14 protein-coding genes are annotated in these 16,259 nt (G+C 73.9%); 8 read left to right on the forward strand and 6 right to left on the reverse strand.

Annotation, left to right across the window (positions count from 1 at the left end; translation table 11 throughout):
* Positions 1-5: 5 nt before the first annotated feature.
* The gene (locus LO772_RS28325; RefSeq protein WP_231774857.1) at positions 6-1,097 is read right to left on the reverse strand and encodes a DUF3866 family protein; all 1,092 of its coding nucleotides are present in this window, start codon (positions 1,095-1,097) and stop codon (positions 6-8) included.
* 326 nt (positions 1,098-1,423) lie between these two features.
* Here LO772_RS28325 and LO772_RS28330 point away from each other — a divergent pair, with 326 nt between their 5' ends.
* From LO772_RS28330 to LO772_RS28360, 7 genes are all read left to right on the forward strand, one after another.
* Positions 1,424-2,437: a helix-turn-helix transcriptional regulator gene (locus LO772_RS28330; protein WP_231774858.1), complete on the forward strand. Its 1,014-nt coding sequence runs from the start codon at positions 1,424-1,426 to the stop codon at positions 2,435-2,437.
* Entirely contained in the window at positions 2,434-3,390 is a 957-nt protein-coding gene (locus LO772_RS28335) for a helix-turn-helix transcriptional regulator (RefSeq protein WP_231774859.1), read from the forward strand. Before LO772_RS28330 ends, LO772_RS28335 begins: the two co-directional genes overlap by 4 nt.
* Positions 3,391-3,492: 102 nt before the next feature.
* Positions 3,493-3,696 (forward strand): hypothetical protein, encoded by a 204-nt coding sequence (locus LO772_RS28340; RefSeq protein ID WP_231774860.1) that lies wholly within the window; start codon positions 3,493-3,495, stop codon positions 3,694-3,696.
* A gap of 34 nt (positions 3,697-3,730) precedes the next feature.
* Positions 3,731-3,916, forward strand: coding sequence for a hypothetical protein (locus tag LO772_RS28345; protein ID WP_231774861.1), 186 nt, complete (start codon positions 3,731-3,733; stop codon positions 3,914-3,916).
* 157 nt (positions 3,917-4,073) lie between these two features.
* Positions 4,074-4,358 carry a Sec-independent protein translocase subunit TatA gene (gene tatA / locus LO772_RS28350; RefSeq protein ID WP_231774862.1) on the forward strand — a complete coding sequence of 95 codons (285 nt, stop codon included), beginning with the start codon at positions 4,074-4,076 and terminating at the stop codon, positions 4,356-4,358.
* A gap of 44 nt (positions 4,359-4,402) precedes the next feature.
* Positions 4,403-5,350 (forward strand): twin-arginine translocase subunit TatC, encoded by a 948-nt coding sequence (gene tatC, locus LO772_RS28355; RefSeq protein WP_231774863.1) that lies wholly within the window; start codon positions 4,403-4,405, stop codon positions 5,348-5,350.
* A gap of 173 nt (positions 5,351-5,523) precedes the next feature.
* The gene (locus tag LO772_RS28360) at positions 5,524-8,289 is read left to right on the forward strand and encodes a DEAD/DEAH box helicase (protein WP_231774864.1); all 2,766 of its coding nucleotides are present in this window, start codon (positions 5,524-5,526) and stop codon (positions 8,287-8,289) included.
* A 466-nt stretch (positions 8,290-8,755) separates the two neighbouring features.
* Here the strand turns inward: LO772_RS28360 and LO772_RS28365 are convergent, their stop codons facing one another.
* The 3 genes from LO772_RS28365 to LO772_RS28375 all read right to left on the reverse strand — a co-directional run bounded on the left by LO772_RS28365 (position 8,756) and on the right by LO772_RS28375 (position 12,638).
* Positions 8,756-10,588, reverse strand: coding sequence for a sigma-70 family RNA polymerase sigma factor (locus LO772_RS28365; protein WP_231774865.1), 1,833 nt, complete (start codon positions 10,586-10,588; stop codon positions 8,756-8,758).
* Positions 10,589-11,255: 667 nt separating this feature from the next.
* A complete protein-coding gene (locus tag LO772_RS28370) occupies positions 11,256-12,218 on the reverse strand; it encodes a 5'-3' exonuclease (protein WP_231774866.1) in 963 nt (320 codons plus the stop codon).
* A 45-nt stretch (positions 12,219-12,263) separates the two neighbouring features.
* Positions 12,264-12,638 (reverse strand): STAS domain-containing protein, encoded by a 375-nt coding sequence (locus LO772_RS28375; protein WP_231774867.1) that lies wholly within the window; start codon positions 12,636-12,638, stop codon positions 12,264-12,266.
* A 442-nt stretch (positions 12,639-13,080) separates the two neighbouring features.
* On the opposite strand from LO772_RS28375, the gene LO772_RS28380 reads away from it, so the two are divergent.
* On the forward strand, positions 13,081-14,619 hold the full coding sequence (locus tag LO772_RS28380) for an acetyl-CoA carboxylase carboxyltransferase subunit alpha/beta (RefSeq protein ID WP_231774868.1): 1,539 nt from the start codon (positions 13,081-13,083) through the stop codon (positions 14,617-14,619).
* Positions 14,620-14,749: 130 nt separating this feature from the next.
* On the opposite strand, the gene LO772_RS28385 is transcribed toward LO772_RS28380, so the two are convergent.
* Both LO772_RS28385 and LO772_RS28390 read right to left on the reverse strand, forming a co-directional pair.
* A complete protein-coding gene (locus tag LO772_RS28385) occupies positions 14,750-15,496 on the reverse strand; it encodes an SseB family protein (protein ID WP_231774869.1) in 747 nt (248 codons plus the stop codon).
* Between the two features lie 283 nt (positions 15,497-15,779).
* A complete protein-coding gene (locus LO772_RS28390) occupies positions 15,780-16,097 on the reverse strand; it encodes a DUF1844 domain-containing protein (RefSeq protein ID WP_231779760.1) in 318 nt (105 codons plus the stop codon).
* Between the last annotated feature and the right edge of the window lie 162 nt (positions 16,098-16,259).

Raw genomic sequence — 16,259 nt, forward strand, 5'->3', positions numbered from 1 at the left:
GCGGGTCAGCGCTGCGTGTCGGGTGGGAGCAGCGAGGCCGCGTGGCGGCCCGCGGCGGCCGAGGACAGGAAGTGCGCGTGGTCCTGGTCGAGGCCGCGGCCCATCGTGGACAGCCTCACGGGCGCGGCGCGCAGCGCGGCGTCGAGGCCGTCGGTCGGCACGGTGACGACGTTGTGCCGGGCGCGGAGCGGTGCGGCGTCGGCGGCGAGCCGGGACGCGAGGGGTTCGCCGACGGCCGGCAGGACCACGTCGGCGGGGGCCAGCGCCACGCGGCCGTAGGCGGTCAGGCTGTGGTGCGAGACGCCTTGGTGGCGTTCGCGCGGGTCGGCGTCGGAGATCCGCAGGGCCGCCACGGGTCGGCCGCCGAGGGCCGCGACGGCGTTGACGGCCTCGCCCGCGGCGACGCCGGAGAATCCCCAGCGGGTGTCGGTGCCGAGGTTGCCGGGCCCCTGGGTGACCACGGCGATGTCCGCGCGCAGGATGTGCCGGGCGGCGAGCAGCCCGGTGTGGACGGTCACCGCCTCCAGGTCGCCGCCCATCGCCTGGCCGGTGGTGACCGTGCCGACCAGCCAGTCGGCGTCGCGCAGCGCGGCGACGGTCATCGAGAACCAGGCGGGCAGGGCGCCGCCGTCGGTCATGACGTAGGCGATCCGGGCGCCGGGGCGGGCGGCGCGTACGCCCGCGCAGACCGCGGGCAGGGCCGAGTGCAGGTCGGCGACGACGACGGGCATCGCGTCCAGGTCGTCGGCGTCGCGCAGGACGTCGTGGTGCGGTGAGTCCTGCTCGTCGGCGCCGAGGACGACGGTCTGGAGCGGTGTGTAGCGGCCCTTGACCAGGTGGCCGGGGCCGGCGGGGGCGTCCGCGGGCAGCCGGTCCGGCAGGGCGACGACGAAGGCGTAGCCGCCTGTGCCGAGCCCGAGGGACTGGGCCGTGGTGTTGAGCAGGACGGTGTCGCCGACGTCCGGGCGCCCGACCAACTCGGGGTACGCGAGCGCGCGGACGGGCTCCGCCGCATCTTCCTGACGGACCGTCAACTCCATGGCTCCGCGCCACTCGCGCCGGATGTGGAGGACCGTGCCGCGCCGCCACGTGATCACGGTCGGTGAGGTTAGTGGACGAACGCGCCCCGAGGCGAGCCCTGGGTCCGGGGAGGCCGCCGCGGCCTCCCGAGGTCGTACGCGCGTTCGAGACGGGATCTCCGGGGCGGCGCCCGCGTCGCGGGGTCGGGCGACCGCGGCGTCCGGGCGGCGTCCGCCCGCGTCCGGGCATGTCACCGGGCTTGTCGCCGGGCTTGTCGCCGGGCGGACGCGGAGCGCGCGGACGCGGTACGGTCGGGGCGGAACGCGCGGCGGCTTTCCCCGGCTGGGCCCGGGAGGCGTGCCCGACCGCGCGACACGGGTCAGTGAGCCAAGGGGCGGAACGGATGGCGATCCCCAAGCAGGAGCGGTTGGTGAGCCTGGTCATGTGCCTGCTCGCCGCGCGCCGGTATGTCACGAAGGAGGAGCTGCGGTCCTCGATCGAGTCGTACCGCGTGTGCACCTCCGACGAGGCGTTCGACCGCATGTTCGAGCGGGACAAAGACGACGTGCGCGAGCTCGGCTTCACCATCGAGACCGGTGCGAACGACCCGCTGGTCGAGTCCGCCGACGGCTACCGCATCCGTCCCGAGCACAACGCGCTCCCGCCGATCGACCTCGACCCCGAGGAGGCCGCGGCCCTGGCGCTCGCGGCCGGCGCGTGGCAGCAGTCGTCGCTGTCCGGGGCCGCGACGGGCGCGCTGTACAAGCTCAAGGCGGCGGGTGTCGAGATCGACACCGCGCCGCTCACCTCGGTCGAACCCCGCGTCGCCGCCCGGGAGCCGGCGTTCGGCCCGCTGCTGGAGGCGCTGCGCACGCGGCGTCCCGTGCAGTTCACCTACCGGGGGTCGGGCGCGTCCGAGGCACGCCAGCGCGTCGTCGAGCCGTGGGGCATGAGCTGCTGGCGGGGCCGCTGGTACCTCGTGGGGTGGGCCCGCGACCGCGGCGAGCAGCGCGTGTTCCGGCTGGAGCGCGTGCTCGACAAACCCAAACCGCGCGTGCTGCGTGAGCAGTTGCGCGCACCGGTGCCCGCGAGCGTGGACATCCGCGCGCAGGTCGCCCGCTTCGCCGGCGAGGGCGGTGAGGGCACCGCGCGGATCCGGCTGCGGTCGGGCGCCGGATTCCCGTTGCGCGCGCGGGCGTCCGCGGTGAAGCAGGTCGACGAGGCCTGGGACGAGCTGGAGTTGCCGTACGGACACGGGCTGCACAGCTGGCTCGCGGAGTTCGGCGGCGACGTGGTGGTACTGGACCCGCCCGAGCTGCGCGACGCGGTGGTACGGCAGTTGCGTGCCGCGGCCGGGCTGCCGGTGGACGGCGACGGCGGCCGGACGGAGAGCGACACGAGCGAGGTGCGCGCATGAGCAACGCCCTGGACGACACGCGCCGCCTGCTCTCGCTGGTCGCGTACCTGCGGGAGCGCCCCGGCGCGCGCCTGGACGACGTGGCGCGCGCGTTCGGCCACGACATCGACGCGATCGAGACTGACCTGGGCACGCTGCACATGTGCGGCACCAGTTTCATGGCCGACGACCTCCTCGAACCCCACGTGGACGCCGACGGCCGGGTGTGGCTCGACAACGCCGACGCCCCCGTCCGCCCGGTGCGGCTCGCGCCGCACGAGGCGCTCACGCTCCTCGTCGCGCTGCGCGCGCTCGCGGGCCTGTCGGGGCTGCGCGACCGCGACCGCGAGGCGCTGGGCCGGGTCACCGCCAAGCTGGAGGACGCCGCGGGGGAGGCCGCGCAGGCCGCCGCCCACGTCCGCGTCGAATTCGAGGCCGAGGACTCGTCGTTCGCGACGATGGACCGCGCGATCGCCGAGCAGCGCGCGCTGCGGCTGAGCTACTACGTGCCCCGCCGCGACGAGGTGACCGAGCGGGTCGTCGACCCGGTGCGGCTGCTGCTGGTGGAGGGCCGCCCCTATCTGCTGGCGTGGTGCCGGACCGCGGAGGACCGGCGCCTGTTCCGCCTGGACCGCGTCGTGTCCGCGGAGCTGCTGGACGAGCGCTCGGAGGCGCCGACGGTCGCGCCGTTCGACCCGTCCGAGGGCCTGGTGCAGCCCACCGCCGAGGACGTCGAGGTCGTCCTCGAACTCGGCCCGGGCGGGCGGTGGGTGTGCGAGTACTACCCGTATGACGCGCTTGAGGAACTGCCGGACGGCGGCCTGCGTTTGACGTTGCGTACGCCGGATCCGTCGGTGGTGCGCAGACTCGCGCTGCGGCTCGGTGAACACGGCCGTGTCGTCGCGCCCGCGCAGCTCGCCGACGACATCCGCCGGACCGCCGCCGCCGCGCTCGCGGCCTACGCGACCGCTTGACACGGTCGCGCGGCTGCCCGCGCCACCCCCAGCCCCCGGCAGGGTCGACAATCCGATGAGGCACGCCCCCGGTGGGCGTTCGGGAGGAGTGAGGAGCGGCCCATGGCGATGTTCACGGCACGCTGCCCGGTGTGCGGGCGGGTCGAGTTGAGCGCCGAGCAACTGCGGCTCGTGGTGCGCCCGAGCAAGTCGTTCTACGTATTTCGGTGCCCGAATTGCGATGATTCGGTGCGCCGTCCGGCCGGGGAGAAGATCGTCGAACTCCTGTCGGACGGAGGTGTCGCGTCGATGAAGGTGGCGGGGTGACGTGCGGCGGTCGCCGCACCAGTAGGGTCGGGCCATGCTTCTGTGGGTTCTGCTCGCCCTCGCCCTGCTCCTCGTCGCGGGCGGCCTCGCCGTCCTGGGGCGCCTGGCTTTCCGGCTGGCCGGTGATGTACGTCACCTCGGACGGGCGGTCGGCGACGCGGCCGACCGCATCGGGCGCGCCGCGGAAGACCTCGAAGATGCCCGGTCGGGGCGCTTCTGACCGGTTTGTTCGGGCGGTTGCACCGTGTTCCGGTTGAACGTTGGGCGACGAATGGGTTCTCAAAGCGCCCGGTTTTCGCCACGATTGCGTTGCACCCGCTTAACACGGATCGGCGTACGATCGGACGCATCAACCCCCCGGTTATGAGGTAGCGACTATGTTCGGCAGGCTAGGACCCACCGAGATCATCCTGATCCTGGTCATCGTTGTGCTCCTGTTCGGTGCCAAGAAACTGCCGGACACCGCCCGCGCGCTCGGCCGTTCGATGCGGATCCTCAAGAGCGAGGCCAAGGCGATGAAGACCGACGACGCCACCGCCAACGCGGCGAAGTCGGATGCCGGCACGTCCGAGACGACCGAGACGCCGCGCACGATCCAGGCCGCGCCCGGTGAGGTGTCGCAGGCGCGTCCCGTCGGCGAGCCCGACGCGAACCGCCGCTGACCTCATTGTCCTGGACGACCAGCCCCCGGAGTCGGCCCGCCAAGGTGAGCGAACGCAAAGGGCTCTGGCGCAAGCCGGCCCGCCCGCCCAAGAACGACGAGGGGCGCATGCCCCTCATGGACCACCTGCGCGAACTGCGCAACAGGCTGGTCAAATCGCTGCTGGCGATCCTGCTGGTCACCGTGGTGGCGGCGTTCTACTACAAGGACGTCGCGAAGTTCCTCGTCGACCCGGTCTGCGACCTGAACAACGTCAGCGGCGTCGGGAACAACCGCGAATGCGGGCAGGGTGTGCTCGTCCAGCAGGGCGTGCTCAACCCGTTCTCGATCATGCTGAAGGTGTCGCTCACCACCGGCCTGGTGCTGTCGGCGCCGGTGTGGCTCTACCAGCTGTGGGGCTTTCTCGCGCCCGGCCTGCACAAGCACGAGAAGCGGTACGCGATTTCGTTCGTCGCGCTGGGCACGCCGCTGTTCGCCGCCGGGGCCTGGTTCTCGTACACGATCCTCCCGCACGCGCTCGACGCGCTGCTCGGCTTCACGATCAACGACGCCAACAACCAGATCCAGCTGGACGAGTACCTCGACTTCGTCCTGCGCATGGTCATCGTGTTCGGCCTCGCGTGCGAGCTGCCGCTGATCCTCATCCTGATGAACGTCGCGGGCATCGTCAGCGCACGTCAGATGGTGAGCTGGTGGCGCTGGGTGGTCATGGGCATCTTCGTCTTCGGCGCGGTGGCCACCCCGACCACCGACCCCCTGACGATGTGCCTGCTCTCGATCCCCATCACGGTCCTGTACCTGCTGGCGGTCGCCGTCGCCTGGCTCAACGACAAGCGCCGCGGACGCCACCGCGACGTGACCCTCGGCGGTGACGTGGACGACGACGAGGCCTCGCAGCTCGACCTGACGACGTCGCCCGTCGAGTCCCCGGCCGCCACGCCGGCCCCGCGCGACGGCAACGAGTCCGCGATCCACGCCGACGACATCACCTGAGGAGACGCGCGCTCGGCACGGGGTTCCGCGGGCCGCCCGCCTGGAGAAACGTGATCACATCCGGCGACGCCGCCCGGTAACCTGCTCGGTGAGATGCACCTTGATCCTTGCCGCGGCGGACGCCGCGATCCCCGAGCCCAGAACAGCGCGCGACCGGAGAGCGGGTGGTCCGCATGACGACACCGGACCAGGGGCCCGACCCCGCCGACCAGTCGCCCGCCGAGCGGTACGCCGCCGCTCGCGCCCGCCGGATCGAGGCGAGCACCAGCTTGTACACCTTCCGGGACCACTACGAGTTCGGCCTCGATCCGTTCCAGGAGGAGGCGTGCCGGGCCCTGGAGGCCGGCCGCGGCGTGCTCGTCGCGGCCCCGACCGGCTCGGGCAAGACCGTCGTCGGTGAATTCGCCGTCCACCTCGCCCTCGAACAGGGCCGCAAGTGCTTCTACACGACGCCGATCAAGGCGTTGTCGAACCAGAAGTACACCGACCTCGTCAAACGCCACGGCGCCGCGAAGGTCGGCCTGCTGACCGGCGACAACTCCGTCAACGGGGACGCCCCGATCGTCGTGATGACGACCGAGGTGCTGCGCAACATGCTCTACGCGTCGTCGCGCACCCTCGACGGCCTCGGCTACGTCGTGATGGACGAGGTCCACTACCTGTCGGACCGCTTCCGCGGCGCGGTGTGGGAGGAAGTGATCATCCACCTCCCGCCGTCGGTCACGCTGGTGTCGCTGTCGGCGACCGTCTCCAACGCCGAGGAGTTCGGCGACTGGCTCGGGACCGTCCGCGGCGACACCGAGGTCGTCGTCTCCGAGCACCGCCCGGTGCCGCTGTGGCAGCACGTCATGGCCGGCAACCGCGTCTACGACCTGTTCACCGACGAGAACCACCACGAGGTCAACCCCGACCTGGTCCGGCTGGCCCGGGAGACCAACGAGCGCAGCGGACGGCCGTACGACCGCTACCGCAAGTCCCGGGGCCGCGACGAGAACACGCGCGCCCGCCGGGTGTGGACCCCGAGCCGCGTCGACGTCATCGAGAAGCTGGACGCGCAGGGCCTGCTGCCCGCGATCACGTTCATCTTCAGCCGCGCTGGATGCGCCGCGGCGGTGCAGCAGTGCCTGCACGCGGGGCTGCGGCTCAACACCAACGCCGAGCGCGCCCAGGTCAGATCGCTCGTCGAGACCCGCACCGGGCACATCCCGGACGAAGACCTGCGCGTGCTGGGCTACTTCGAGTGGCTGGAGGGGTTGCAGCGCGGCATCGCGGCCCATCACGCGGGCATGCTGCCGACGTTCAAGGAAGTCGTCGAGGAACTGTTCGTGCGCGGCCTGGTCAAGGCGGTGTTCGCGACCGAGACGCTCGCCCTCGGCATCAACATGCCGGCGCGCTCGGTCGTGCTGGAGAAGCTCGTCAAATGGAACGGCGAGACCCACGCCGACCTGACGGCGGGCGAGTACACGCAGCTCACGGGCCGCGCGGGGCGCCGCGGGATCGACGTCGAGGGCCACGCGGTGGTGCTCTGGCACCAGGGCTTCGACCCCAAGCACCTGGCCGGGCTGGCCGGGACGCGGACCTATCCGCTGCGGTCGTCGTTCAAGCCGTCGTACAACATGGCCGTCAACCTCGTCGGCCAGGTCGGACGCCACCGCTCCCGCGAACTGCTGGAGACGTCCTTCGCGCAGTTCCAGGCCGACCGCTCGGTGGTGGGCATCGCCCGGCAGGTGCGGCGCAACGAGGAGGGCTTGGAGGGCTACCACGAGGCGATGACCTGCCACCTCGGGGACTTCGAGGAGTACGGCGCGCTGCGCCGGGCGCTGAAGGACCGCGAGACGAAGCTCGCCCGCGAAGGCGTCGCGCAGCGGCGGGCGGCGGCTGCGGCGTCGCTGGAGAAGCTGCGGCCGGGCGACGTGATCGTCGTCCCCACCGGGAAGTACGCGGGGCTCGCCGTCGTTCTCGATCCGGGCCAGGACGAAGGCCTCGACGGGCCGCGCCCGTTCGTGCTGACCGCGGACCGGCAGGCCCGGCGCCTCGCGTCGATCGACTTCCCCACCCCGGTCACGCCGGTCGAGCGGATGCGGATCCCGCGCTCCTTCAACGCCCGCAGCCCGCAGTCGCGCCGCGACCTGGCGTCCGCGCTGCGGGCGAAGGCCGGCCACATCGAGCCGTCCCGGCCCCGGCGGGGCCGGTCGCAGGCCGCCGACGACCCCGAGATCGCGCGGCTGCGCGCGCAGATCCGGCAGCACCCCTGCCACGGGTGCGACGACCGCGAGGACCACGCGCGGTGGGCCGAGCGCTACTACCGGCTGCGGCGCGACACGGACCAGTTGGAACGGCGCATGAAGGGGCGTACGCACACCATCGCCCGCACCTTCGACCGCGTCTGTGCGATGTTGACCGATCTCGGCTATCTTTCCGGCGACACCGTGACCGACGACGGACGCAGGCTCGCCCGTATTTACGCGGAACTCGACCTGCTGACCGCCGAATGCCTGCGCGAAGGGCTGTGGGAGCATCTGACGCCCGCGGAGCTTGCGGCCTGCGCCTCGGCGCTGGTGTTCGAGGCGCGGATGGCCGACGACGCCCTCGCGCCGAAACTGCCCGGGGGCGCCGCGAAATCGGCGCTGGCCGACATGGTGCGGCTGTGGGGGCACCTGGAGGCCTTGGAGGAGCGCCACCACCTCGACTTCCTGCGCGAGCCGGACCTCGGCTTCGCGTGGACGGCCTACACCTGGGCGTCGGGGCAGCGGTTGGACGCGGTACTCGGCGAATCGGACATGCCCGCGGGCGACTTCGTCCGGTGGATGAAGCAACTTGTCGACGTGCTCGGGCAGATCGCGGACGCCGCCCCCGACGGGGGACAGGTCCGCGCGACGGCCCGCAAGGCCGTGGACGCGGTCCGGCGCGGTGTGGTCGCGTACTCGTCCCTGACCTGACGGGACCGCCGCACGGCGCGGCGGGGAGCGCGCTCGGGACGGCGCGAGGCACGCCGGGGCCGGGCACCGGGCGGTCACCGGCCGGGGCGCCCCGCGGCGTGGGCGGCCCGGTCGTGGCACTCGCCGGGGATCTGCTCGCGTGCGGTGACCGGCTGCGACCGCGTGAGCGGTTCCGCGACGCTCGCCGTCGAAGACGGGCCGGGGAACGGCCCGCGAGCCGCTCGGCTCCGGCGGCTTTTTCGATCATCCGGACACCCGCGCACGCGGCCCGTCGGCCGACCCCGTCCTGTCGCGGCGTCGTCCCGAGGGGTCGGCGCTTCGCCTGCCGAGCCGGCCGGCCCACGCTGTCGCGGCGCTTCCCGCGGGGCCGCCACCACACCGGCCCACACCGCGCCCGAGAGCCCCGAACGGGCGGGCGGCGCCCGCCGGGTCGGTGTGTGCGGTGGCGGGACCCGTCGGGTGCGGCTCAACCGCGGCAGATGGTCACTCTGGAGTTCTTGAGGTGTCCCGGGGCGTCGCAGGCGGGGAGCGGGACGCCTCGTCCGTTCGGGCCCGCGGCGCTGTTCGGCACGGTGATCTTGACCTGGTCGCAGCGCGGCCTTCCCGAGTTGCCGGCTTGCTTGCCCGTGCACTCCACGCGCGCCTGGCCGTTGTCGACGACGACGCGCGTCGGCTCGACGATGATCGTCGGCCGGGTGGAGGGCTTGGGGGGCCGCGGCGCCCGCGTGGTGGGCGGCGGCGTCCTGGGCTTCGTGGTGGCGGGCGGTGATGGGGACGGCTTGGGCGGCGTGGGCGTCGGCTTCGGCGGCGTCGGCGTCGGAGGGGCGGGCTTCGGAGGCGGAGGCGGAGGCGGGGTCGGCGCCGGGGGCGGCGGAGGAGCGGCGGGCGGAGGCGGCGGGGGCGGTTCGGGAGCCGGGGGAGGCGGCGGAGCCGGGGCGGGGGCCGCGGCGGGCGGCGGCGCGGGTTCCCCGTCCTTCTGGGGCTGCTGGGCCATGAAAGCCCACGCGAGGGCCGCGAGGGCCACGACCAGGACGCCGGCGACCGCCGACGCCCTGACCGCGGTACGGCTCTTTCCGGCCGCTCCCTGTGCTCCTCCCCCTCCCGACGAGCCCGAGCCCGACGAGCCCGCACCCGACCCGGCGGCGCCCGTGGCGCCGCCGGCGAGCACGCCGACCGCGGTCGTCGCGCTCGCCGCACCGATGTAGGTCAGTGCCACGGCACCGAGCAGGCCTTCGGCGACCACGCGCATGTGCGTGCTCACGCCCGCCAGTTCGAGGCACGCGGCCCGGCACCGGTCGCAGCCGTCGAGGTGCGTCCGGACGTTCTCCTCGGCCCGGACGCCGAGTCGCTGCCGGACGTAGGCGCCGTAGTGCTCGGCGTACGGTCGGCACTCCTCCGCGAGCCCGTTCTCGACGTAGACCTTCAGATAGGCGTCCCGGAGGCCGTCGCGCGCGCGTTCCTTGAGCTTCGACAGCGCGTTGGGGCTGACCCCCAGGCGCGGCGCGACGCGCTCGCGGGGCTCGCGTTCGACCTCGGTGTACCAGAGCACGGCCTGCCAGCGCTCCGGGAGTTCCTTGAACGCCTGGGCGGCCATCCGCCGGTCGTCCGCGGCGACCGCGGGGTCGTCCGGCTCGCCGCCCGGCCGCGGCTCGTAGGACGCGACGTCGTCGGTGAGCAGGACCCGCCGCTCGTTGCGCGTCCAGTCGCCCGCCACGTGCCGGGTCGTGGTGAGCAGGTAGGGGCGGCAGGCCTCGCGCGGCCCGTGCCCGGAGCGCAGCGCGCGCAGCGTGCGGGTGAAGGTCTCGGCGACGAGGTCGTCGGCGTTCTCGCGGGTCCGGGTGCAGAGGCGGGCGAGGCGGCGCACCGCGTCGACGTGGCGCTGGTAGAGCACTTCGTAGGCGGCGTCGTCGCCCTCGCGCACCCGGTCGGCGAGATAGGCGTCGGACGGGCCGTCGTCGGCCGGTGCCGCGGACGCGTGTTCGGGGGCGTCGCCGTCCGGCCGGAGGGGGGCCGCGACGGCACCGGGCGCTGCGGTGTCGGGCGCCCCGGCACCGGGCGGCTCGGCCCCGGCCGGCCGATCCGCGCCGGGTTCGTCCGCGCGCGGGCCGGGGAAGGGGCTGCGGCGATGGTGCGCGGTGCGTTGTCCGGGCAGGACGGCGGCCGGCGGCTCGCCGGCGCGTTCCTGTCCGGGAATCCAGGCGGACTCGCCGCTGCCCGCGGAGCCGCCCTGGGGGTCGGCGGGCCGGTCCGGCGATTGTCCGTCCGAGCCGGAGGCCGACGGGTCGTCCTCGGGTGGCACCCATGACTCCCTTGCGCGGTGATCGTCGCCTCTGTCGTCAGCATCGTGGCGAGCACCGCCGCATCTGTCCAGGCAGCGAACAGGCGTACGCCGTCCGGGAAGTGCGCTCCGGCGTGCGAGTGCGACACGAGGCGCGTGTAATCATGCCGCGCGCCGGGTGCTTGTGTGGCCGAAATGCGGTCACACAGTGTCGTGGACCGCCGCCCGCCCGGTGCTGCGCAGGCGGGCCGAGGCATGCGGGCGGGTCCGCCGGGGCGGTCTCCCGGCGTTCCGCGGTGGGGTGCGGAGGTTCGGTGGTGGATCGCGGAACGGATGGGACAAAGGGAGGAGTTGGTGCCGTACACGCTCAACTCCCGTGGGACGTCGCGGGCTTCGCCACCAGGTGGCGGAGACGGCGCGTCGGCGCCGGGGCGTCGCCCGGCGTTCCGCGCAGTCGCGCGTGTACGGGGATGGAGCAGGAACAGAGCCGGAAGGGCCGGGCTGTTCGGTCCGGAAAGAAGGGGTCACACTCGGTATTCATGCTTGGCAGGACCGGGGTGTGCCGCGGCAGTGACGCGACAATTGCCATGCTTTTGGTGTGACGCGCATCACATTGGCGTCACGCGCCCGGCGCACGCCCGAGGTGACACTTTCGGGTCGATGGTCCCGTCGGCCCGTAACCGCCCGGTTAGCGGTCGTCGGCGAGTACCGCGAGAAGGCGCTGCACCGACCCGCCCAGACCCCAGCGCTCGGCCAGCGCGGCCAGCCGCTCGGGGTCGCGCGGCGTGCGCGGCAGCGCGGCGGACAGGTCGCCGGGGACGGCGACGTCCCGGACGACGTTCACCACACCCGGCGCGACATCCAGGTAATCGGCGGCGGCGAGCAGATTGCGGCGCCGCGATGGCGTCAGGGACGACGCGGGGTCCTCGGCGGCGCGCCGCACCCCGGCCAGGTCGCCGAACTCGTTGACGAGCTGAGCGGCGGTCTTCTCGCCGATGCCCTTCACGCCCGGCAGGCCGTCGCTGGTGTCGCCGCGCAGGGTGGCGAAGTCCGCGTACGAGGCGGCGGGCACGCCGTACCGGGCCAGCACCGCGGCGTCGTCGATCGTGTCGACCACGCCGACGCCCTTGACCGGGTACAGCACCCGCACGCCGCGGGCGTCGTCGACCAGTTGGAACAGGTCGCGGTCGCCGGTGACGATGTCGACGGGCGTCGTCGCCGCCGTCGTGAGCGTGCCGATCACGTCGTCCGCCTCGAAGCCGGGCGAACCCACGCGGGCGATCCCGAAGGCCGCCAGCACCTCGGCGATCACCGGCACCTGCGGCGACAGGGTGTCCGGCACCTCCTCCTCGTCGGGGGCCTCGCCCGCCACGAACTCCGCGACGCGGTGGGCCTTGTACGACGGGATCGCGTCCACGCGGAACCGCGGGCGCCAGTCGTCGTCCCAGCACGCCACCAGGGCGTCGGGCCGGTGGTCGGCGACCAGGCGGGCGATGAAGTCCACCAGGCCGCGCACCGCGTTGACGGGGGTGCCGTCGGGCGCCTTCACCGATTCGGGAACGCCGAAGTAGGCACGGAAATACAGGGACGCGGTGTCGAGCAGCATCAGTTGTCCAGGCACGCGCCCTATCGTGCCGCACAGGGGTGTCATCACCCCGCGGTCACGCGGTCTTGTGCGCGTGCGCCGAGGCCGGGGTCAGACGGAGAACTCGTCCAGCACTTCCTGCAAGGTGTCGCGGACGCCGAGGATGTCGATGAGCCCGGTCATGCGCAGCGTCGCGCGCACGTGCCGGTCCGGGGCGGCCAGGCGCAGCCCTCCGCCGCACGCGTGCATCGCCTTGAACGCGTCGATGAGCACCCCCAGCCCGACCGAGTCGCAGAACGTCAGCGCGGTCGCGTCGACCACCACCCGGCGGCAGCCGCCGTCGATCAGATCGATCAGGGTGCGGTGCAGCAACGGGGCGTTGTGCAAATCGAGTTCGCCGTGCAGGTGCACCACGGCGCAGCCGCGCCAGATCGTGACCCCGGTGACGGGGTGTTCCTGACCGAGCATGCCAAGCCGCGCGACCATGGCCTCGACCTTTCCGTGGTCGGGACGGGATTGGGAACCTCACGGCGCCGACTGCATTGTGCGGCATCGCGGGACCCCGGGGACAGGCTTTGCCGCGCACGTCTTGGCCGGGAGCGGGCGATCACATCTGATTCGTCGGGATACGCGGCTTTTCTTCCTCGATTGATCGACGAATTTCCGGGCATGGAAGTCCCCCTGACGGCTGATCAGGCAAACAATGTCACGCGCCGCACACCAGCCGCCACGCCGAGGGGCCGCCGGACCGCCGAAACACGCGATACCGCCTCCCGCACCGGTCCGAAAACGCGAGGCCCGCCGGTTGGGCCGCCTCCGCGCTCGCCCGCCGCGGCCTCGCGGCCGTGTTCCGCGCCACAGCGGAGCCATGCGCGGGCGCGTACGGGGAATGTTCCGATGATCACGCAGCGGCCCGGAAGGCGGACGAATGCACGTGCGAGCCCTCGACCTCATCGCCCGCGTCCTCGACGCCGAAAGTTTCGCCGCATGGCCCGAGCCGTTGCCGGAACCGGAGGCCGTCGACGCGGACTACGCCGAGGAACTGCGCGCCGCCCGCGAGCGCACCGGGCTCGACGAGGCGATCGTGACCGGGGAGGGCCGCATCCACGGACGCCGGGTCGCGGTCGTCGCGTGCGAGTTCGCGTTCCTCGCCGGCTCGATCGGGGTGGCCGCGGCGGAGCGCCTCGTGCGGGCGATCGAACGCGCGACCGCCGAGCGCCTGCCGCTCGTCGCCTCGCCCACCTCGGGTGGCACGCGCATGCAGGAGGGCACCGTCGCCTTCCTCCAGATGGTGAAGATTTCGGCGGCCGTCGCCGCCCACCGTACGGCCGGGCTGCCCTACCTGGTCTACCTGCGCCACCCGACCACCGGCGGCGTCTTCGCCTCATGGGGTTCGCTCGGGCACGTCACCGCCGCGCAGCCGGGCGCGCTCATCGGGTTCCTCGGCCCGCGCGTATTCGAGGCACTCAACGGAGAACCGTTTCCGCCCGGGGTGCAGATCGCCGAGAACCTGTACGAGCACGGGCTCATCGACGCCGTCGTCCCCCCGGAGCAGCTGCGCGACGTCGTGGTCCGGGTCTTCGGCGTGCTCGGCGGAGACGACGACCCGGGCGACGGCAAGCCGACCGCCGACGGCCCGGGGACGCGCGGCCACACCGCCGAGGACCCCGAGGTACCCGACACGCCCGCGTGGGAGGGCGTGCGCCGCTCACGCGACCCCGCACGCCCCGGACTCCGCGCGCTCCTGCGCTCCGGCGCGCATGACGTCACACCCCTGCGGGGCACCGGCGAAGGCGAGAGCGAACCCTCGCTCCGCCTCGCCCTCGCCCGTTTCGGCGGACCCGGCTCATCCGGGGCACCGTGCGTCGTGCTCGGCCAGGACCGCACCCGGCAGAGCGAGTACGGGCCGTTCGGCCCCGCCGGGCTGCGCCAGGCCCGGCGCGGCATGCGGCTCGCCGCCGAACTCGGGCTGCCGCTGGTCACCGTCATCGACACCGCGGGGGCCGCGCTCTCCCGCGAGGCCGAGGAAGGCGGGCTGGCCGGGGAGATCGCCCGCTGCCTCGCGGAACTCGTCGTCCTCCCGGCGCCGACCGTGTGCCTCCTCCTCGGCGAGGGCGCGGGCGGCGGAGCGCTCGCGCTGCTCCCCGCCGACCGCGTCCTCTGCGCCCGGCACGCCTGGCTGTCCCCGCTGCCCCCGGAAGGCGCCTCGGCGATCCTGTTCCGGACGACCGAGCGCGCCGGCGAGATCGCCGAACGCCAGGGAATCCGGGCCGACGAGCTGCGCGCCAACGGCATCGTGGACCGGATCATCCCCGAACTCCCGGACGCCGCGGCCGAACCGGACGCGTTCGTCCGGCGCGTCGCGGCCACCCTCGAATCCGAGATCCGCGCCCTGCGCGGCATGGACGCGGAACACCGCCTCCGTACCCGGCTCGCGCGCTACCGCCGGCTCGGGCTGCCGGAGTGAGGGGCCGGCCGGCCGAGCGGCGTGACGCGTCCTCCGGTGACGGCACCGCAGCCGCGGTGCCGGTCCGGACCGCGGTCCCGCGCCGACCGGCCGTGGCGTCCGAGCGCCGCGGCGAGCGCGTGCCGTCCGCTCAGGAGCCGGGCCGCCGTGTGTACAAAGGCTCGCCGGGCGCCGGCGCGCCCGGGGGGAGCAGGGCCAGGTCGAGCCCCCGGGCCAGGCGGCCCTTCAGCGCGTCCGCGTCGGCGAGGCGTGCGGCGATCCGCCGGGCCGCGGCCACGACCTCGTCCTGGGCGGCGTCTGCGGCCAGGGTGAGCCGCAGATCGGTGTCCGTGCCTTCGGCCAGGTAGGCCGCGCTCACCAGGGGCTCGGTCGCGACGGCGTCGCGCACGAGACCGCGTACCCGCGGGTCCGCGTGCGGGGCGACGTGCTCCCGGCCCTCCGCGAGGGCGCGCAGCGCGGGACCGGTGACCTCGTACGCGACCGGTCCCGCGAGGTCGAGCAGCAGCGTGTCGGCGCCCTCGGAGTAGGCGGCGAGTGCCGCGCGCCGCGCGTCGACCGGTACCGGGCGCGCGTCGGGACGCCAGCGCGCGAGGGCGTCGGTGGAGGTGAACGCCGGCAGTGCCTTGCGCCCACCCGGGCCGGTGATGGTCGGAACGGCCATGTCGCTGGACTTCTCGCGCCGCAGCTCGCCCGGGGCGGTGTCCTCCAGCTCGCCCAGGATCGCGACGACCGGCACCAGCAGCCGCGCGGGCGCGAGCGCGGCCAGAACCTCCCCGACCGCCGCGCCGGACGTGAGAGCCGAGGTGAGGGCGACGTCGGCGGAACCGTCGTCGCCGGAAAAGCCGGGGTCCGGGATGCTCTTGCCGCTGAAGTCCACGGCTCGACCCTAGGCCCTGCCGTGCGGGGCCCGGGTCCGAGCCCTGCGGCCGAAACGCCCGGGCAGACCGCCCGGTGCGCGGGACCCGCGCCACGGGTCCTCAAGCCGTCCCCGCGGGGCGGAGGCACGGGAACTCCCCTCCGCCGATCGGCCGTTGCCGTCCCGCCCACCCTCCCCGCGCCATCGGGGACGGGCGGCACCACGGCCGACGGATTCCGCGCCGAGCGCGGGGGCGACGGCGTCGCGCGCGGTCGTGTGCGTTGCGCGACGCCGCCGGAACCCGTCAGCCGTAGACCGGTCCGGTGAACTTCTCGCCGGGGCCCTTGCCCGGGTCGTCGGGGACCAGCGACGCCTCGCGGAAGGCGAGTTGCAGCGACCGCAGGCCGTCGCGGAGCGGCCCCGCGTGCTGGGAGCCGAGTTCGGGGGCGCCCGCGGTGACCAGGCCGGCCAGGGCGGTGATCAGCTTGCGGGCCTCGTCGAGGTCCTTGTGCTCCTCGCCGTTCTCCGCGAGGCCGAGTTTCACGGCGGACGCGCTCATCAGGTGCACGGCGAGGGTGGTGATCACCTCCATCGCGGAGACGTCGGCGAGGTCGCGGGTCATCGTGTCGACATCGGAGAACGCGTCGGAGGGGTCCCCGGCCGCGGCGGTGCCGTCGTCGGGGTGGGCGCTGTGGGTCATGCGTCCAGTCTCCGGCATGGCCGGGAGCGCCCCGACGCGGGCTGTGGATCCGTGCGGCCCGCCCCGTACGGCCGGCGCGCGGGG

Source organism: Yinghuangia sp. ASG 101 (genome assembly GCF_021165735.1).
Lineage (GTDB): Bacteria > Actinomycetota > Actinomycetes > Streptomycetales > Streptomycetaceae > Yinghuangia.